General features: G+C 45.2%; 17 protein-coding genes and 1 riboswitch. Of the genes, 12 read left to right on the top strand and 5 right to left on the bottom strand.

What is annotated here, in order from left to right:
* Nucleotides 1-40: 40 nt before the first annotated feature.
* Nucleotides 41-2,317 carry a type IV secretory system conjugative DNA transfer family protein gene (locus tag LDN30_RS11780; protein ID WP_223928318.1) on the top strand — a complete coding sequence of 759 codons (2,277 nt, stop codon included), beginning with the start codon at nt 41-43 and terminating at the stop codon, nt 2,315-2,317.
* A gap of 71 nt (nt 2,318-2,388) precedes the next feature.
* Here LDN30_RS11780 and LDN30_RS11775 read toward each other — a convergent pair whose 3' ends face one another.
* Nucleotides 2,389-3,003 (bottom strand): porin family protein, encoded by a 615-nt coding sequence (locus LDN30_RS11775; protein WP_223927725.1) that lies wholly within the window; start codon nt 3,001-3,003, stop codon nt 2,389-2,391.
* 498 nt (nt 3,004-3,501) lie between these two features.
* Between LDN30_RS11775 and LDN30_RS11770 the strand changes: the two genes are divergently transcribed.
* Nucleotides 3,502-3,786 carry a hypothetical protein gene (locus tag LDN30_RS11770; protein ID WP_223925384.1) on the top strand — a complete coding sequence of 95 codons (285 nt, stop codon included), beginning with the start codon at nt 3,502-3,504 and terminating at the stop codon, nt 3,784-3,786.
* Nucleotides 3,787-3,815: 29 nt separating this feature from the next.
* Complete coding sequence (locus LDN30_RS11765; RefSeq protein ID WP_223929595.1) at nt 3,816-4,931, top strand: hypothetical protein; 1,116 nt, start codon at nt 3,816-3,818, stop codon at nt 4,929-4,931.
* Here LDN30_RS11765 and LDN30_RS11760 read toward each other — a convergent pair.
* Together LDN30_RS11760 and LDN30_RS11755 are read right to left on the bottom strand one after the other, a co-directional pair.
* Nucleotides 4,928-6,016 (bottom strand): transposase, encoded by a 1,089-nt coding sequence (locus tag LDN30_RS11760; protein ID WP_223929572.1) that lies wholly within the window; start codon nt 6,014-6,016, stop codon nt 4,928-4,930. The two genes, LDN30_RS11765 and LDN30_RS11760, sit on opposite strands and share 4 nt — an antisense overlap.
* Nucleotides 6,006-6,404 carry an ISAon1 family transposase N-terminal region protein gene (locus LDN30_RS11755; protein WP_223926852.1) on the bottom strand — a complete coding sequence of 133 codons (399 nt, stop codon included), beginning with the start codon at nt 6,402-6,404 and terminating at the stop codon, nt 6,006-6,008. Before LDN30_RS11755 ends, LDN30_RS11760 begins: the two co-directional genes overlap by 11 nt.
* Before the next feature lie 245 nt (nt 6,405-6,649).
* Between LDN30_RS11755 and LDN30_RS11750 the strand changes: the two genes are divergently transcribed.
* Entirely contained in the window at nt 6,650-7,033 is a 384-nt protein-coding gene (locus LDN30_RS11750; protein WP_223929594.1) for a hypothetical protein, read from the top strand.
* Between the two features lie 453 nt (nt 7,034-7,486).
* Here LDN30_RS11750 and LDN30_RS11745 read toward each other — a convergent pair whose 3' ends face one another.
* Nucleotides 7,487-7,732, bottom strand: coding sequence for a hypothetical protein (locus LDN30_RS11745; protein ID WP_223927729.1), 246 nt, complete (start codon nt 7,730-7,732; stop codon nt 7,487-7,489).
* A gap of 331 nt (nt 7,733-8,063) precedes the next feature.
* Here LDN30_RS11745 and LDN30_RS11740 point away from each other — a divergent pair, with 331 nt between their 5' ends.
* The 6 genes from LDN30_RS11740 (at nt 8,064) to LDN30_RS11715 (ending at nt 14,247) form a co-directional block, all read left to right on the top strand.
* Nucleotides 8,064-8,492, top strand: coding sequence for an Hsp20/alpha crystallin family protein (locus LDN30_RS11740; RefSeq protein ID WP_223927731.1), 429 nt, complete (start codon nt 8,064-8,066; stop codon nt 8,490-8,492).
* A 203-nt stretch (nt 8,493-8,695) separates the two neighbouring features.
* Nucleotides 8,696-10,891 carry an SF1B family DNA helicase RecD2 gene (recD2, locus tag LDN30_RS11735; protein ID WP_223928319.1) on the top strand — a complete coding sequence of 732 codons (2,196 nt, stop codon included), beginning with the start codon at nt 8,696-8,698 and terminating at the stop codon, nt 10,889-10,891.
* Nucleotides 10,892-11,262: 371 nt separating this feature from the next.
* Nucleotides 11,263-12,108: a hypothetical protein gene (locus LDN30_RS11730; protein ID WP_223927733.1), complete on the top strand. Its 846-nt coding sequence runs from the start codon at nt 11,263-11,265 to the stop codon at nt 12,106-12,108.
* A gap of 282 nt (nt 12,109-12,390) precedes the next feature.
* A riboswitch (SAM-I-IV-variant riboswitch) is annotated at nt 12,391-12,498 on the top strand.
* On the top strand, nt 12,496-12,708 hold the full coding sequence (locus LDN30_RS11725) for a hypothetical protein (RefSeq protein WP_223927735.1): 213 nt from the start codon (nt 12,496-12,498) through the stop codon (nt 12,706-12,708). Its footprint overlaps the riboswitch before it by 3 nt.
* A gap of 123 nt (nt 12,709-12,831) precedes the next feature.
* Nucleotides 12,832-13,845 (top strand): helix-turn-helix transcriptional regulator, encoded by a 1,014-nt coding sequence (locus LDN30_RS11720; protein ID WP_223929593.1) that lies wholly within the window; start codon nt 12,832-12,834, stop codon nt 13,843-13,845.
* Nucleotides 13,846-13,896: 51 nt separating this feature from the next.
* Nucleotides 13,897-14,247 carry an ATP-binding protein gene (locus tag LDN30_RS11715; protein ID WP_223929592.1) on the top strand — a complete coding sequence of 117 codons (351 nt, stop codon included), beginning with the start codon at nt 13,897-13,899 and terminating at the stop codon, nt 14,245-14,247.
* 54 nt (nt 14,248-14,301) lie between these two features.
* Here the strand turns inward: LDN30_RS11715 and LDN30_RS11710 are convergent, their stop codons facing one another.
* Complete coding sequence (locus LDN30_RS11710) at nt 14,302-16,206, bottom strand: IS1634 family transposase (protein ID WP_223925324.1); 1,905 nt, start codon at nt 16,204-16,206, stop codon at nt 14,302-14,304.
* Nucleotides 16,207-16,356: 150 nt separating this feature from the next.
* On the opposite strand from LDN30_RS11710, the gene LDN30_RS11705 reads away from it, so the two are divergent.
* Nucleotides 16,357-17,592 carry an AAA family ATPase gene (locus LDN30_RS11705; protein WP_306421531.1) on the top strand — a complete coding sequence of 412 codons (1,236 nt, stop codon included), beginning with the start codon at nt 16,357-16,359 and terminating at the stop codon, nt 17,590-17,592.
* A gap of 2 nt (nt 17,593-17,594) precedes the next feature.
* On the top strand, nt 17,595-18,302 hold the full coding sequence (locus LDN30_RS11700) for a hypothetical protein (protein WP_223929591.1): 708 nt from the start codon (nt 17,595-17,597) through the stop codon (nt 18,300-18,302).
* Nucleotides 18,303-18,333: the final 31 nt, after the last annotated feature.

The raw sequence follows: 18,333 nt of genomic DNA, 5'->3' as shown, positions 1-18,333 counted from the left end.
AACTCATTAAACCGTGGAAGAAACCCGTGAACAACAGCAGATGTACAACATGTTCCGCTCGTGCATCTACCTGATACTGATTGTAGAGATTGTGATGAACCTTCCCGTCACGACCTCCAACTCCATGATTGCCTTCGTGCTCGATGTATTCCACCGCTTCGAGGTCTTCGATTCCGTGGCTACCTGCAAAGTGATGGAGCTCATCTGTATCACCGTTACCTGCATCGGCACGAAAGCAAGAAAGAGCCTGAAGTGGAACCTCAAGACGATGGTGCTCTATCCCGTCATAGCCGGAGCGACCATGATAGTCCTGTGCTTTGTCTTCTACGGCATGCCCCTCAACGGAGCCTTTGCCGGTTATCCCCTAAACCGCTGTCTCTATGTTCTCTGTTCCGTTGTCGGCACGATGCTCATCCACCAGGGCTTCGATGCCATTGCGCAGTACTTGGGCATGAAAATTGGTGATGATAAATGGAATTTTGACAACGAGAGCTTCGAACAGAGCCGTAACAAGGAAGAAAACGAGTACAGCGTCAACATCCCCATGGTCTACTACTACAAAAAGAAACTGAACCATGGCTGGATCAACATCATCAACCCCTTCCGTGCCACCATCGTCCTGGGTACACCCGGCTCGGGAAAATCCTTCGGCATCATCGACCCGTTCATCCGCCAGCACAGTGCCAAGGGCTTCGCCATGATGGTCTATGACTACAAGTTCCCGGCACTGGCCCGCAACCTGTTCTATCAGTACTGCAAGAACCGAAAGCAGGGCACACTGCCCAATAACTGCGGCTTCCGCATCGTCAACTTCACCGACGTGGAGTATAGCAACCGTGTGAACCCCATTCAGCGCAAGTACATCCCTGATCTTGCTGCTGCATCGGAGACAGCCGCCACACTCCTGTCATCCCTCAATAAGGGCGGTGGTGAGAAGAAAGGCGGCAGCGAGGCTTTCTTCCAGAACTCTGCCGAGAACTTCCTTGCCGCCATCATCTACTTCTTTGTCAACTTCCATCCGACTGGCTACAAGAACGGCAGGAAGCTCACCCGATATGTAGAGTACGACGGCAGGAAACTGAAACTCGTCACAAGGAAGTGGCGCGACTATAAGGCCCTGGACGAACGGGGTAATGTAGTCCTTGACTTCACCGACCGAGAGAGCAACAATGTCTCCACCGATGCCGATGGAATGTTTGTCGACCTCAATGGCTTCAGCTATCTCGACCGCAATCAAAAGGAAATTGTCATCTCCCGCAGCTGGTACGAGGACGAAGAAGGTAATGAGGTGGAACCCGACACCATCACCGGTGAGTATTCAGACATGCCCCATGTGCTCAGTTTCCTCGGACGAAGCTACAGCGAGGTCTTTGCTATTCTGATGGATGACCCTAAAATCATGTCACTGATGGCACCGTTTCAGTCTGCCTACAAGAACAAGGCCAACGACCAGCTGGAAGGTATGGTGGGTACGCTCCGTGTCAATGCCGCCCGTCTTGTTTCCCCTGAGGCTTACTGGGTGTTCACAGGCGATGACTTCGACTTGAAGATTTCCGACAGAAACAGCCCCAGTTACCTTGTCATCGCCAACGACCCCGAAAAGGAACAGGTCATTGGCTCTCTCAACGCCCTCATCCTCAATCGACTCGTCACACGTATCAACAGCAAAGGTAACCTGCCAGTGAGCATTATCGTCGATGAGCTGCCCACACTCTACTTCCACAAAATAGACCGCCTTATCGGTACGGCGCGAAGCAACAAGGTCGCCGTCACCCTCGGTTTCCAGGAACTTCCTCAGTTGGAAGCCGATTATGGCAAGAACGGTATGCAGAAGATTATCACCACCTGCGGCAACATCTTCATGGGAGCGGCACGCAACAAGGAAACCCTCGAATGGGCACAGAACGATGTCTTCGGCAAGGTCAAGCAGACAAGCAAGTCCATCACCATCAACGACTCAAAGGTCAGCACCTCCATCAGCGAGAAGATGGACAACCTCGTTCCTGCCGCCAAGATAGCCGATATGGCCACTGGTTGGCTCGCAGGACAAGCTGCCCGTGATTTCACGCCCACGGAGCGCAGCTCCTTCAGCGGCATCAACCTTGAGGAAAGCCCTGAGTTCAGGACGACCAAGTATTTTTGCAAAACTAACTTCAATATGGCAGAGATCAAAAAGGAAGAGACTCAATACGTTGACCTCCCAAAGATATACGCCTTCAAGGATGCTCGTCAGAAGGAGGTCATGCTCAACCGCAACTTTGCCCGGGTAAACCGCGAGATTGACGAGATGATCAAGAGTTTGCTTAACTCAGCGTAGCGTGGATTAATAAAAAAGAATGCCGCCCATAGCATAATATGAGCGGCATGACATGTTTCTATATAGTTTGGTTATAGATCGAACTTATAGCCTACAGTGAATTGGAATACGGAGTGCTTTGTCGATTCACCCTCTGCCTCTATGGCTTTAGTGACACTGAAGTTATAGCGAGCGTCAAATTGGAAGTTTCGATATTCATACGAAAGACCCATCGGAATAGCGAAGTCTACACTCTTTACACTGGCATCTACTCCTCCTGCTTGAAGAGCTTTTTCTAAATCTACCTCAGCAGAAGCACCAGATGCAGAGACCTTGACCTTGCTATTGACCTTGAAGCCCGGCTGAATACCAGCCTTCACTGCCAACCCCTTAGTTACGTACACATTCAGGAGAACAGGCACATTAATGTAGTCCATTTTAATGGTACCGTCCATTTCATCGCTATTGGCTTTCAAACCCTGCTGAGAGTAGAGAGCTCCGAAAGAGAGTGACAACAGGTCGGTAGCCTGGTATTCAAACTCTGCACCTCCGACAAACCCTACGCGCGGATCACTGCCGTCATTGTCTGTCATCGTAGCTACGTTGAGACCCACTTTGGGTTGAATGTTAAACGAACCTTTTGCATGTTGAGCAAAGGTTTCGACTGATGCCAACAGTAGGCAAGCAATAAAGAGAATCTTTTTCATAAATGGATAAATATTGTTATGGTTTCATAATTACATGCAAAGATACGAATATAATCAAGAATTGCCTTCTAAATCTATAAAATATTTCCCAAGAACATCAATTATGTCCGGAAAGTAGGGATAACCACAGAACCTGTAGGGATATTCCTTCGATAAAAATAAAAATTATCATTACCTTTGTACCATACATCAACAACGTATCTTATGAACAAAATCATTACGCTTTTCATGTGTGTGGCTTTCTCCGCCACTGTGTCAGGACAGACTGTAAAAGTAGAAGGCCGTGTCAAGGCACTCGAAGAAGATGTCAAAACCTTGAAAGGTAGGCTGTCAAAAATTTAGTCAGTTTTTATACTCATAATTGCTTTTGATTTACAAGGATTTATTCTTAACTTATATAAACATATTTCATAGTATATATTAACTTTAATAATTTGCATAAGTCATTGAATATTAGTACCTTTGCATAGAAAATATAACAATGTAAAGTAAAATATTATGACAAAAGAAAGTGCAAAAATAAAGAGACTGGAAGCATTACTCGCTAAGAAGAACGAGAAGGAAAAGGCAGCATCGGCTAAGATTAAAAAATTAGAAGCTTCAATTATGGCTAAAGACAAGAGTAGTAAAAAATGGAAAGACAAGTACAAGGAGTTGAAGAAGGAGAGCAAGGCCAAGGATACAGAGCTCAAAAAAAAACGTCGTTTGAGTCTGAACACGACGGAGGAATTGTTCGACTTGCTTTCACGCCAGTTAAAGGACACTCATTCTGGGCGGAAGTGATAGCTTTGGCCGTGTGCATGTACATCCGCATGGGATGCGGATTTCGTTCAATCGTCAACGGATTGGAGTTATTCAATGACTTTCTCGGCGGTGCCCTCGGTGTAATACCATCACACCAGACAATTGAGAATTGGCTGCTCAAGGCTGGTATCGTAGAGTATCTTGACTCATGTAATAAGTTCAGAGGGACGGAATACTCTATCATTATAGACGAGAGTATCACCGTCGGAAGTCAGAAGTTGCTGGTTATTCTCGCAGCTCCAGCACAGCACGAGGGCAAGACATTGAAGCATGGGGATGTCGAGGTGCTGGCAATGGCTGTATCGTCATCATGGAAAGCCGGAGACGTAGAAAGGGAGATAATAAAACTGAAGGACAAAATCGGAAAGACTCCAAAATATATTGTCAGCGACAACGGGCATAATCTCAGGAAGGGAGCAGAGTTAGCTGATGTCCCGCGCCATCGAGACATCAGTCACACGATTGGTCTTATTCTTGAGGACGAATACAAGGAAAGAACTGATTTCAAGGAATTTATGGATATAATGAACAAGAAGAGATTGTCATATCAGCTTACCGCTAACGCATATCTGCTCCCGCCAAAGTTACGGACCATATCGAGGTTCATGAATATGTCAAAGTGGGTGGAATGGGCTTGGGCCATACTCCAAGTCTATGACGATCTTGGCGAAAGCCAGAAGGCTGCCTATACGTTTGTGCTTGACTATAAGGAGCTAGTTACAGAGCTCTACCATGTAATGGAAACAGTTGACGTTGTATTCACGAAAGTAAAGAAAGAAGGTCTTTCGCATACCTCTGCAAAGTACTGCAAGGATTACATCTGGATCAATCTGTTGCGGAAGGACGAAATAGCAGAAGGATGCAAAAGAGTCGGTCGTGCCATAAGGCGTTACATAAATGAAGAGTGCGCCCTTCTTAAATCAAAGGACGAATGCCACAACATCACGTCGGATATCATAGAATCAACTTTCGGCGTTTATAAAAGCATACAGCCGAAAAACAAACACTGTGGGATAACGCCCATAGTTCTGGCCTTGCCTCTGTACGGAAAAGTTACGGACAGCAAAAAGAGAAGAAAGAGGCCCAAGGGGGATTGTCCGTGGCGGGCGGATGCCGCTGCCTAACCAAAGACGGTAATACATCTATAGAAAAAGAAGGGTATATCCCTTATCCCCTTCAGGCATGACCTGAAGGCTTTCATCTTGGAGTTGAGCGATTCTGCAGAAGCATTAGTGTCTCTGTTGATAAAGTAATTGAGTATCTCGTCCTCGTAGTGCTGGATAGACTGTTTTACGGATTTGATCTCTCTAAGGGTAGATTTGGTGACCTTCTTGTACCATCCTTCAAGCGCTTTCTTCGCAGTCGCCTTGGTGTTAGACTTCGTACGGAAGATTGCTCTGAGATCGTTTATCAGCCAATACGCCTCCTTCAGTTTCGGGAAGAGCCGGAACAGAATTCTTGCCCTCTTCTTCTGGTTTATGCTCCAGTCGCCATAGCTTCTGCCCAGTTGCTTCTTGCACCGGGTCAGAGCTTCTACCAAGGTCTCTCCATTGCTCAGCCTCTTGGGCTCAAACCTTGTATTCAGCCGCATTGGCTTGCGGCCTCGGCGCTTACCCTTGCATCGCTTCTTACCTTGCTTTTTCCTGCTGTTACGATAGTACTTGCGTTGCTTGGCGAGTTGTTCCAGGTGTTTCTTGAACTCTGCCTTCTGGCGGTTTACATCCTTGACAGCTTCCCGCTTGTATTTCATGCGCAGTTCCTCGATCCCTTCACCACCTCGTTTCATGACATGGAAGCAGTCGCGTACCACCATGGCATTAGGGAAGGCCATTCTCACGATAGAGCGCATGCTGTCGCTCAGGTCCATGGAGACCAGCCCTACCGCTTCCCGATCCTTTTGCGGCATCTTTCTCAGGGCTTTGGCAACTGTCTCGGGGTCGGTGCCCTTGACAATAGCAACGATGGCGCCCTTCTTGCCATGCGCATCCTTGTTGTGGAGAATCGTGTACACCTCATGCCCGAACTCAGACTCGTCAATACCGAGCCTCGGGCCGAGGTTCTTGGCGATAAGTATTCCATCATCGACATTCTCTTTCTTAACCCAAGTGGGAAAATCGCTCAAAGTATCCTTGTAGGCACGCGCAAAAGTGTTGCCCTGGATCATGTAAGTCCAGCTCAGGCTCTTGGCCGTCACTGGCTCATTGTCCATCCGCTCTCTTTAAAAAAAGCGCCAGCTCCTTGGAGTATGACGTACCTTCGCAGACTATCTTCGCTGCCTCTTCCAGAGGAAATGAGACACTCTTACCATCAGCTGTAAGCCAGCGCCGACGACGCACATGAAGTATCGTCTTGCGGTTGCGAACAGGGAAGTCGTATATCATCCTCTCTTCACCGAAGCCGTTTGACTTGACGCCATCAAAGCCCTCTGGACGATTGTCCTTCTCATCAAGATATATGTGAAGCTCGGTCTTGTAAAGCTTCCCGTGATCTTTGGCTGGCTGCTCGTTGAAGTCCACCACGTCAAAGTAGTTAGTCACGCCCTCGGGGAGGATATATATCGCTAAACCTTTGTAGAAGTCTATCTTTTCTTGTTCCATGACCGCAAAGGTAAGCAAAAAAAATAGTTTTAGCACGCTATCATATCAAGTTCTTTGGTTAGGCAGCGGCATCCGCCTGCCACGGACAATCCCCCTTGGGCCAAGAAAGATTGACTTCAAGGAGAAAATGGAATGCGTGAGAATGGCTGATATAAAGGATTGGAAAGAAATGACTCTGCTTGACAATTGGCAAGTAAGGAGAATGTTGGACCTCAAAAGTAAGAAACGAAAAACGGCTTAAATTTTTGACAGCCTACTTGAAAGGTCAGTTAGAAATGCAGAACGGTCGGATAGCTTCAATGCAGTCCCGTCTTAATGAGCTTGCAGACCGAAATGCCGAGTACAAGAAGGCATTGGACATCAAGCAGACGCTGAACACTACTGATACCGAAGGCTATCAATACAGTTTCGTGTCTGCTGTTGGAGACAAAACTACCGGAAAGTTATCTGTAACACTCAACCTGTTCAACCCCGGCGAAAGCAGGAAGAAGCAAATGGCGCAAGCTCAATTCTCCGATTATGCCGGCAATGCTTACGAGAGCAGCGAATATCAATTTGGTAATATGGAAAATGTCAAACCCACTAGGTCATTGGAAAAGCCTTACCACTTACAGTTGATACAACTCTAATTCTTGTATTGATCCATTAATACCGACTGGTTGGGGGGATGCAGAGAATCTGACCGAAGATAATTTTTACAACTAACTATATAAAAATAGTTTGATGTTGATACTTGACTATATAATATACGTTTATTATAGGCTTGCTTGTACCGATCCTTTTTGGAACGCAATGCCTTATTTAGGGAGCTCTTTTTATCTATCAATTCCGATTAGTCTACTTTTTAATAGATTTTTAAAGGTATGTGGGGTAGAATATAATACTTTCAACATACTAATCTGTTTTTTCCTAACGTGGCTTATTCTCTATCCTTTTATGAAAAGCAGTTGTAATAGAGCATATGAAAGGATTAAAGCAAAGAAAATTCTGAGCCAATGGTGGACATGTATGCTTTCATTTATGGCATTTAATATTATAATAATATTGTTGTTCATTATATAATATTCATACCTATTAGATAATTATTTGTTGCCCGTGAGTTGTGGATACTTGTCAATTAGCTTGTTCATCAACACATCAAGATTGTCGCCTAAGTCACGTGAATAGTCAACAGGCACAAATACTTCGTGCGTCAGCATCTTCACTCCCAACATGTTCAATGCCTCATGATAGACGACAGGGAGATGGATGTCGCCAAAGGCGAAGGCAAATTTGCCGCCGCGAGCTGTATAATCGCTTATTTCTTGTTTGAACGTAGTCTTATCCATTGTCTGTTTCAGATGTTTGGTACAAAAGTACAACTGTTTTGTGAAATCCCAATAGAAATTTGCGTCTTCTGAGCGGCAAAGTAATGGTGTTCAAGCAAAGAAAGAGAATACAGTTAAGCGTAAAAAGGTAATATTGGCAGTAAAATGTAAATATTTTAAGCATTACTGACAACGATGGCACGATTTGTCATCTTTGGCCTTCGGGCACGCATATTGCAATGATGGTTAGTGAAGTTCGGAGGTCGGACGAGGGCAACGAAAGAAGCCTGAGGACGATGGAAGAGCTCCAAGATAAACAAAGAATTAATTGACAATTAGGAGGTATTGACTTATGTTGTATCCAGTTTTAAAAGACATGAACAATTGGCTTGACAATGATTTCGACGATATGTTGAACACAAGTTGGATGCCGCGCATGAATGTCACAGCACCTGCTATCAATGTCAAGGAAAATGACAAGGCTTACGAAGTTGAGCTTGCAGCCCCTGGCACCACCAAGGATGACTTCAAGGTGAACGTCGATAAGGACGGTTGCCTGACCATCAAGATGGAGCACAAGGACGAGCATAAGGATGAGAACAAGAAGGAGCACTATCTGCGCCGCGAGTTCTCATACAGCAATTACGAGCAGGCTCTGACGCTGCCTGACGACGTGGAGAAAGACAAGATTGAGGCTAAGGTTACTGACGGTGTGCTTCATATCACACTTCCTCGCACGCAGAAGGCTGAGAAAGAGACAAAGAAGATTGAGGTCGCTTAACCGGCTTCGGTTCTGCTCTGATACACTGGGACTGCTCTTTGAGCAGCCCCTTTTTTATTTTGATTCTACATCAACCCATTTGGGTAACATAAGCAAAATCCTATTTGTAACGAGCCGGTATTGTCAGCTTATCAACTGATGGTACCGGCTTTTTATATGTATTTCGCTATATTCTCGCCAAAACTTCGTACTTTTGTAACATCATTATGAAGCTACGTGCGGTCATAGAGCGGATTACGTATCAGAATGGCGAGAACGGCTATTCGATACTGAAGGCACGGGTGAAGGGGTATGACGACCTCGTCACCCTTGTAGGCAACATGCTCGACGTGACCGTGGGCACGGTACTCGTCGCCGACGGCCAGTGGAAAGTCAACCGGCAATACGGCAGCCAGTTCGTCGTTGAGAGCTACGAGGAAGCCATGCCCGCCACACTTTTCGGACTGGAGAAATATCTTGGCAGCGGACTCGTCAAGGGTATCGGCCCGAAGTTCTCCAAGCTCATCGTCGCCAAGTTCGGCATGGACACCTTCGACATCATCGAGAAGGACTGTCAGCGGCTCGGCGAGGTGGACGGCATCGGCCCCAAGCGCATCAAGAAGATTCACGACTCGTGGATGAAGCAGCTCGACATCAAAGACGTGATGGTGTTCCTTCAAGGCAATGGAGTCAGCACCGCCTATGCTGCGAAGATCTACAAAGCCTATGGCAAAGAAAGCATCGACAAGGTGAAGCAGAATCCCTACTGCCTTGCCGATGATATTTGGGGCATCGGCTTCAAGACCGCCGACTCCATCGCCGCGAAGATGGGCTACGGCAAAAACGACGAGCGACGATGTCGCAGCGGTATTCTCTACACCCTCAACCAACTGGCCAACGAAGGCCATGTCTATGCTCATCGCGACCAGCTCTTGGAAGCCGGAGTAAAGCTCTTGGAAGCCGACAAAGTTTCCATTGAGTCCGCCCTTGGCCAGATGATTGTCGCTGAAGACCTGAAGACTGAGGACGAGGCCATCTACCTGCCACCGTTCTATTTCAGTGAGGTCGGTACCGCCAACAAGCTCAAAACGCTGCTCGCCACCCGACAGCAGAAGATGTTCGAGAAAGAGCCCGACATTTCGGCTATCAGCAAGAAGACCGGCATCACCTATGATAACCTTCAGGCCGAGGCCATCCGCACCGCCGTTCACAACAAGGTTATGGTGCTTACGGACGGTCCTGGAACTGGCAAGACAACCACCGAGGACGGCATCATCGCCGCTTTCAAAGAGATGGGAATGCACATCCTCCTTGCCGCACCCACCGGCCGAGCCGCCAAGCGCATGACCGAAGCCACTGGCATGGAGTCCAAGACCATTCACCGGCTGTTGGAGTTCAACCCTGCCGAGGGCTACAAGCGCAACGACGAGAACCCGTTGGAGGGCGACGCACTCATCATCGACGAATGCTCGATGATTGACATCGTATTGATGAACTCCCTGCTGAAGGCCGTCCCTGCTGACATGCGCCTCCTGCTTGTAGGCGACGTGGACCAGTTGCCGAGTGTCGGTGCTGGCAACGTGCTCCGAGACATCATCGACTCGGGTGTCGTCCCCGTGGTGCGCCTCACCCGTATCTTCCGTCAGGCACAGACCAGCCGCATCATCATGAACGCCCATGCCATCAATGCCGGACGCATGCCCGACATCCGCAACGGCAAGCAGTCCGATTTCTTCTTCATGGAGTGCGAGGAGCCCGACCAGATTGCCTCTACCATCGTCGACCTGGTCAGCCACCGCCTGCCCAAGGCCTACAACATACCACGGAGCAGCATCCAGGTGCTCACGCCCATGCAGCGCAGCGTCATCGGAGCCAATAACCTGAACATATCCATTCAGCAGGCAGTCAACCCTGTCGGTGAAGGGTTGCAGCGAGGCGGTTATACGTTTCGCAAGAACGACCGCGTGATGCAACTCAAGAATGACTATCAGAAAGAAGTGTTCAATGGCGATATGGGCATCGTCACGCTCGTCAACATGGAAGATCGCACACTGACCGTCGACTTTGATGGCAAGTCAGTGGAATACGAGTCCTCTGAACTCGATGAACTCAGCCTTTCCTATGCCACAACCATCCACAAGAGTCAGGGCTCGGAGTACCCCATCGTCATCATTCCCGTCCACTTCACCAACTATGTCATGCTACAGCGGAACCTCATCTACACTGCCGTGACCCGTGCCAAGAAGATATGCATTCTCATTGGCACTCGCAAGGCACTGTGGTATGCCGTCAACCAAAACACTGTCACCCAGCGCAACACCCTACTCAAGGAACGGCTACAGGGGAAGATAGTAGCTGTATATCAGCGGAAGAATGATGAAGAGAACCTTGAAATGGCAGCCGAAGAGAAAAGCAGATAGTATACTGTTGGGTCGGAATATCTCTAAGGATGAAAAGGGAATCAATTCGGTTGACGTAAAATTAATGCCATGATGAAAATCACGGCATTAATCGCCTCACGAGCTTGAAGTCATCGCGCCCTTTCGGAGGTCTTTGCTGCAAATTTAATCATTTATCTTATAACTCCAAAATATAATACGGAAAAAATTCGTTCAGTTCTAAAAGATATTCAATAGTATTCTTTCGTATACAACAGATAATTTGGCTAGGCTAGTCAAACATGCATAAAAAACGCAATAGGGATTTCCCATATTTTATAGGGTTATCCCTTTACATTTCTTAAATATTTTCACTAATTTTGCATCAGAGTAATAACTATAACGACCCAACGATGAAAAAACTTCTCTTATTCGCAGCCGCAGCTATTGCTATCCATGCAAACGCTCAAATCAATTTCGGTGATGCTCCTCAGATCAAGAAGGAGGTGAAGCCTGTCGTTTACGATGGTAAACACAACATTGACCTCCAGAAAAACAATGGGGAGTATAATCTCGCTCATCTGATCGGACAGACAGTAACGTATCTTGGCATCAATGACAAGACGGAGTTCTATACCAATGACCAGGCAGCAGCAAACTCAGAAGAATCTTACTGGCCATACAAGGATCTGGAAGCATCCATAATGAAGTTGAAGTCTTTCCGTGTCGTGGATGCAGGCCTTGATGCTCTCTGTCTCTTTGAGCTTGGGAAGACGGACTCTATCTTCGCTTCTGGCGATCTCAACACGAATTTCATTGTACAGAAGCACTATGACCTTGCCAAAAGTACATGCGTTGGCAAGACATACAGAGCTACAGGACTATCCCGCCGTCTCGACTTCTTCAGAGATTATGTGACCCGTAAGCCTCATAATGCGTCACACAACAATGATATTTCAAGAACTGAAGACTTGAAGTGTATTGATGTCTTTGTGGATACCGTACACTATGACACAAGTATGACACTTGAGAACGAGGATTGGACAGACAATGTCGGCACAGTCTCCGGCTCACGTCTCTGTCTGTTGTTTGAGACCCCACACTATGGAAAGATCTTCTGTCCCGTGGAGGAATCTGAAGTGTTGGATCCCGAGCATGCAGACAATTGGTTGAATTTGGGACCTGTCTTGACCTTAAAGACTTCAACGACTTCTACAGCTCAAAAGCAAACCATTCGTCGTAACACAAAAAGGAAGTAATCTACATTATTCACTTAATCAACATGATCGAGCCAATCTCGCCATCCGCTGCTACACATTCTCTTACGAATAATCATTCAAAAATCTGTCCTTTTAATGCAAAGAGGTATTAAAAGGACAAAATTTTATACAGTCTTCGGCTCTGAAGTTGTGTGCAGAGGTCATGCACAAAGTGTTCATGACCTTTGAACAACAAGAATCCCCGCTCCACAAAAATAATCTTTTTTCAAGAAAATATTTGCTGTGAAGATACGCTGCACAATAGGACTGTAACTTTGTAACCGTAAACATCAAGAGATGCCTTGAATGGCACACCTACCGAGCAGAAGATAGCCACGGTGGTAAGAGTGATGTGAAAAGCATGTTGAACTTTTAAAATGTATCTTTATGAGACTGAGTGAGAAGTTTCCTGAGATGAACGATTACGCCAAGAGCAAGATCGACGAGTACTACAACCGTTTGAGCAATGAATCTGACAATGAAGTCAGATCCATCGTGGAGAGAGAGCGGAAGTGCAGTGGTTGGAATAGTGAGCGCAGCTACTACTTAGTTGCACTCCGTCAAGTCTGCCGGGACCGTAAGCTGCAATATTGCTGGTAAGACATAGTCCCAAAAGCTATCCAAATTAAGGATAGCTTTTATTTTCTCATTGAAATTACGGTTTTTAAAAGAAAAGTCGTACCTTTGAGGACAGAATGAAAATTCATTATAAAGCTAAAAATAATGGCCACCAATAAGAACGCTCAACTGCGATATCAGATATTAGACCGGTGCTTCAGCGATTTTACACATCGCTACACCATAGATGATCTCATTGACAAAATCAATGAGAGATTGGAGGATTTGTATGGTACTCAAATTGGGGTTCGTCAAGTACGTGATGATATCAAATACATGCGTGACAGAGTTGCTTATAATGCTCCCATAAAAGCTTATCCCTTAGATGGTAAAAGATGCTACTACAGATACACAGATCCGGATTTTTCTATTTTCAAAAATGAATTATCCGTTGAAGATGTGAATAATTTACGTTCGACCATAGAGATGCTTAAGCGTTATCGAGGCATCCCTGCTAATGCGTGGCTGGAAGAAGTTATTTCCAACTTGGAGTATCGTTTTGGCGTTAAACCTAATGCTGAGAATGTCATCTCATTTGAACAAAATGAAAGATTAAAAGGCCTCGAACATCTTTCAGGCCTTATTGATGCCACTGTACATCATAAGACACTAGAGATTGATTATAGACCTTACAATGGCAAAGAGTATCACGACACCTTATACCCTTATTATCTAAAAGAGTATAATAGTCGATGGTTCCTTTTGGGATTCTGCGTCGAAACCAATCGTATAGAGAATATGGCCTTAGACAGAATTCTGAAGTTCTCCGTTTCTTGTAAACCGTTTAAAGAGAACAAGACTATTGATTTTTCTACATATTTTGATGATGTCATAGGTGTAACTATACCATCGGAGGAAGTAAAAGTTGAGACAATACAGTTACGTTTCTCGGATCAACGCTTCCCTTATGTAAAATCAAAACCCATTCATCGGTCTCAAGAGATAATAGATGATAAGCAAAATATCATTCAGATAAAAGTAAGACCCAATAGAGAACTTAATCAGGTCGTTTTCTCTTTTCTACCAGACATAGAAGTGCTCTCTCCTGCATGGTATAGGCAAGAAGTGGAAAACCAAATAAAAGAAAATCTACAAAAATATTTATCTGTGAACTTATAATGCACAGAAAATTATTAACTTTGCAAACAAAAACTAAAAAGACAAAGAAGTATGCGACATATAGGATTTAAGAACTTCCGCAAGTTCATCAACTTTCCTGACATGGAATTCGGTGACATCACGATTCTTGTCGGAAGCAACAACTCTGGTAAATCCACTGTTGAGAAAGCGATGATGCTGGTGTCTGACAATCTTAGGAACCTCAGAGTGCCCAATTTGGTGAGCTCTGATAGTATGTTTGCTGCCCTCGACAATAATAATAGTTTCAGATTCGACCTTAACAATATCCACGATGTACACGTGGATACTTTCGGTCGTGCTCTGAATAACCAAACTAAAGACCAAGAGATCGTGTTCTCTTTTGGTCTGTCTGACTTTTCCGTCACATTAACCCAACTTTGACATCGTATTTTGCTTAGTTGTTCTGTATCAGCAATTTAGTGTTTTTAAAAAGTCCTACTGTGTTCTACAGATTTTTATTTTTTTAAATGGCACTTTACTGATTTTCAACAACTCGTAGATTTCAGCTGCACTATCTGTAGGCACACTGCACAGTCTGGTCTCGACAGCCTCTCCAAGCGCATTTACTGCTGTGGTAGTAACTGCTTTTTGAGTCTTCATGATCCGCATGATCTCCGACCAGTACGGTGTCGAACGCTCCCGCCCATGCTCATCCTTGCCTTGCTTTCGCCGGGCAACCTTCATCTGATGGCGCACGGTGTTTACTATCCAGTAAGCCAGCAGCCCTAAGAAAAGGTGTGCGTCTGCCCTATTGTCAGTCTGGTGGTATATGGGCCTGAGGCTGAGGTCGGTTTTGAGCTGCCGGTTGGAGCATTCTATTTCACGTATAAGATTATAGTAGTTCCAGGTCGTTTCCTCATCTAATTTCTTCACATTGGTTCTGAGGAAGTATGTTCCGTATTCCACCTTGTCCGGGATGTTGACCTCCCATGTCATAGAAGCGACTTTGTCGTGTCCGTCATCCTCAACTTTTATATTGTAATATCGGCTTATAGAGGGATATTTTCCTTGCAGGGCACCGATCCTGTTTTGTACCTTGCCGTAGTTTTTTATCCCGTGTTTTGATTGGGTACTCTTTCTGATTTTTTTCAACCCTTCCTCAAAACGCTCACGGAATTTGCGGTTCATGGATTCTTCCTTCAACGCTTTTGCAGGAGAGTCTATTTTGAGGTAACAGTCGTCATTCTTGGCCGTTGTTACGCGTTGAAGCGTTATCTCGCGCTTCAAGCAATCGCAAACTGTGACTTTGGGAGCATTCTCGGGGGTGGTGTATTCGGTAAGAGCTTTGCGGGATACACAAAGATAGTTGTATCCTTTGTCCCTTATAGTCTTGAGGTTATCTTCAGTTGAGATACCTGCGTCAATGACTACAAGCACTCCCTCGTTATCGGGACATTTGGCCGGATTCTCAGCAATAAGCTCGTCCACCATGTTGGGAAGTGACTTTGGATCGGCGGTATTGCCTTCCAGTACCGCACTGTAACGTATGAAGCCGTCAGTATTGATGCATAGCGCGAGGACAAGCAGCTTGCAGTCGCTGCGTTTCTCCTTTGAACGGCCAAAGGCAGCCTTCTTGCTGCCGGTCTTGCGTCCCTCAAAATAAAAGTTGGTGAGATCGAAGAGCATAATGCGGTTGGTCGGTTTGAAGAGGTCATCGGTCTTGTGGCAAAGATACTTCTCAAGCTTATCCTTTATGGAATAAAGGTCATCGGCAACTCGATATATCCTCCTTGGAGTTATTTTGGCCATAGGAAGGTCAAGGAGTTCGCACACTGCAGAGTTCTCTTTTATAATGGATATTGACTTTAATTCGGACGGAGTATAGGCCGCCCTCGTAATAAGATGGGCCAAAGTGACCTTCACCTTGTCCTCAGACCATCCCAAAGAACGGAGAAATGTATCCAGACCAAGTTTACGAATCGTTTGCAGGCATAGCCATTCGCAGCCGACTTCCCTTGCGTCTGTATGCCTCATAGTGTCAACATCTATCCGTTTCCTGGCCTTGGACTTGCTTCTCTCGTAGGCGTTGCCCACAATATCAAGTTTTTCCTCCTCGACAAGTCTGGCCCAGTACGCATGCACTCTGTCACGAACCACTTCCGAGTAACCTTGCAGTTTCTCATCCCAAAGTTGGACATCCTTCTGGTGATTGTACAGATACGTCAGTCCACGCGCAACATCTCTTATCTGCTCTGGGGATAGGTCATGTATAAACCCGACATTGAGCAATATCAAAGTACATACCCTACCGCTGGCATCGCGATAGGACTCCTTCAGACGGTAATACTTCTCGTCTTTACACGTCTGTGGGTTGTAACGTATTTGGGACGTAAAATTCATGCCGCAAAGATAAGCAATCCCTACGACATTGCTGTGTTCTACATTGCGATTTTGAGCAGTTTGACCACGCAAACCCCTATAAACACTGGAAAAAATTCTGAAAAAAAACATTAGAGCGTCAAACTTGGGTTAAAGCTTACGGATAAGAATCTGAACAGTCCTGAGGCTGTTATTTCGGAGGCTGTTATCTTTGATGGTAAACAGAATGTCAGCTATGACATCAATTATGCCAAGAGTGTTATCACTTTTGAGTATGAACAAGTCTCCACAAATACCAATGCTAATCTGGAGAAGACAAATGAACACATTAAATATCTTCTTGAGCAGCTTAAGGAAGTAAAGTCACCTCTTGAGGGTGCAAAGCTAAATGAAGAGTTGGCACAATATCAATCACTTCAAAAAAAACTTGTGGCTGTAGTGGGAACAGATGACGATCCAAAGAACAAGGTACAGGTCAGTCTGGGGAACCGATTCGTTGACACTGTTGATGAGAATGAGCTCGTAAATCGCATTCGTGGCCTAGTTAACTATGCCTATATAGAGGCAGAAGGTGACAAGAGGTCTGCAGTATATAAGAAAGAACTGTCAGACAAAAACACACTCAAGGCAAACGAACAAGTCATTAAAGACTCTGCCCGCCGTCTGAATGCTGCTATCTATAGTTCTTCTATAGAATACATTCAAGCTCATGCTGCTTTTCAGAAAGCTGTATTCTCTACGGAGGATAAGAATGACTATACAGCAAAGACCATTTATGAATTCATCACTTCAAAGATAAACTCAGATAGTGAGGAATATAAATTCGTAACTACTTGGATGCAGAGATTTAATATTGGTTACGACTTCTACATCTCTTCTCTGCAGGGAACAGCATTCAGCGTACGACTCTTTGATAGTCTTGAAGGAAAACAAGCCTATCTCAACGGGGGAGATCATAAAGGTATTGAACTGGCCGATAAAGGAATGGGATCGAATCAGCTGATGCTGCTTCTTTGGCGTATGGCTACATTGCTCCGTAAGTACAAATATACCGAGTCAAAGCCGTTGGTCATTATTGAGGAGCCTGAGCAGAATCTGCATCCTTCGGTGCAGAGCCTGCTTGCTGATTTGTTCCTTGAACTGAATGAGAAATATGGATTTAGATTTATCATTGAAACTCATTCAGAGTATCTGGTAAGACATGTGCAGGTCCTTGCAGCCAGAATGTTTAAGGCAGAGAAAGTCAATATCCCGTTTAAGGTGTTTTATCTCACAGGTAATTCAAAGAATCCATACTATGACATGGGCTTCCAGAAGAATGGAAAGTTCGTTAAGAACTTTGGAGATGGTTTCTTCAATGTGTCAGACGACTCTGAGGTGGAACTTTATGAGCTAGAGGAGGATTGACGATGAACGTAGCTGAAAAAACATATTGTGAGAGTTCCTTCTTTGAGAGAGTTCTCGCTAATAAAAATAAAAAAGAGAAGGGAGTCTATGGCATATTATACAGGTTCCTTTCCAAGCAGTGCGACATTGTACTTGACATGGAGAAGACAGACTTTCTCAAATTATGCAAAGAAAAACCTTTGTATAAGCAACTGTTCAAAAGGGCAAATTTGTCGTTCAGAGCGATTCCTACATGGAAGGAAAATGTCGACTTCTCTGATAATGTCGATAAAATATATCTTTATGACAGTAAGACGAGAAAGGAATGTGAGAAGATAAGAGAAGCAAAGGGCTGCCTGGCAATCTCCGGTGAGGAACAGGATGTTCTGTATTTCGAGAGACTGGGACGTGTTCATTACTTCAACCTCGTTCCAAAGTCAGACCAAATAGAAGACAAGAACATCACGTATCATAACAGCTGGGAGGAATTCTTCGCAACGTTCAAACTCCCTCCACTGAATGCCATCATCATCTCTGATAACTTCTTGTTTGGTGATAAGTTCCAGCAACGGAAGGAGAGATCCCTTTATGCTATTCTGAAGGCAATGGCACCGAAGGATCTTAAGGAAGACCTGCATATCACAATCTTCGCAGAGAATTCGAATTCCACGCTTACGAAAGAACGGGCTCAGGAAGTGATTGCTGAGATTAACCCAAGTTTGACGCTCTAATGTTTTTTTTCAGAATTTTTTCCAGTGTTTA

Origin of the sequence: Prevotella lacticifex (genome assembly GCF_019973375.1) — a bacterium.
Lineage (GTDB): Bacteria > Bacteroidota > Bacteroidia > Bacteroidales > Bacteroidaceae > Prevotella > Prevotella lacticifex.
This window is presented reverse-complemented; position numbering and strand designations above follow the sequence as displayed.

Excerpts from the sequence above, each read along its gene's own strand:
- LDN30_RS11765 (WP_223929595.1), top strand. The coding sequence starts at position 3,816 with ATGGGATGCGGATTTCGTTCAATCGTCAACGGATTGGAGTTATTCAAT.
- LDN30_RS11710 (WP_223925324.1), bottom strand. The coding sequence starts at position 16,206 with ATGAATTTTACGTCCCAAATACGTTACAACCCACAGACGTGTAAAGAC.
- LDN30_RS11740 (WP_223927731.1), top strand. The coding sequence starts at position 8,064 with ATGTTGTATCCAGTTTTAAAAGACATGAACAATTGGCTTGACAATGAT.
- LDN30_RS11770 (WP_223925384.1), top strand. The coding sequence starts at position 3,502 with ATGACAAAAGAAAGTGCAAAAATAAAGAGACTGGAAGCATTACTCGCT.
- LDN30_RS11725 (WP_223927735.1), top strand. The coding sequence starts at position 12,496 with ATGAGACTGAGTGAGAAGTTTCCTGAGATGAACGATTACGCCAAGAGC.
- LDN30_RS11715 (WP_223929592.1), top strand. The coding sequence starts at position 13,897 with ATGCGACATATAGGATTTAAGAACTTCCGCAAGTTCATCAACTTTCCT.
- LDN30_RS11700 (WP_223929591.1), top strand. The coding sequence starts at position 17,595 with ATGAACGTAGCTGAAAAAACATATTGTGAGAGTTCCTTCTTTGAGAGA.
- LDN30_RS11730 (WP_223927733.1), top strand. The coding sequence starts at position 11,263 with ATGAAAAAACTTCTCTTATTCGCAGCCGCAGCTATTGCTATCCATGCA.
- LDN30_RS11745 (WP_223927729.1), bottom strand. The coding sequence starts at position 7,732 with ATGGATAAGACTACGTTCAAACAAGAAATAAGCGATTATACAGCTCGC.
- LDN30_RS11780 (WP_223928318.1), top strand. The coding sequence starts at position 41 with ATGTACAACATGTTCCGCTCGTGCATCTACCTGATACTGATTGTAGAG.
- LDN30_RS11720 (WP_223929593.1), top strand. The coding sequence starts at position 12,832 with ATGGCCACCAATAAGAACGCTCAACTGCGATATCAGATATTAGACCGG.
- LDN30_RS11775 (WP_223927725.1), bottom strand. The coding sequence starts at position 3,003 with ATGAAAAAGATTCTCTTTATTGCTTGCCTACTGTTGGCATCAGTCGAA.
- LDN30_RS11760 (WP_223929572.1), bottom strand. The coding sequence starts at position 6,016 with ATGGACAATGAGCCAGTGACGGCCAAGAGCCTGAGCTGGACTTACATG.
- LDN30_RS11755 (WP_223926852.1), bottom strand. The coding sequence starts at position 6,404 with ATGGAACAAGAAAAGATAGACTTCTACAAAGGTTTAGCGATATATATC.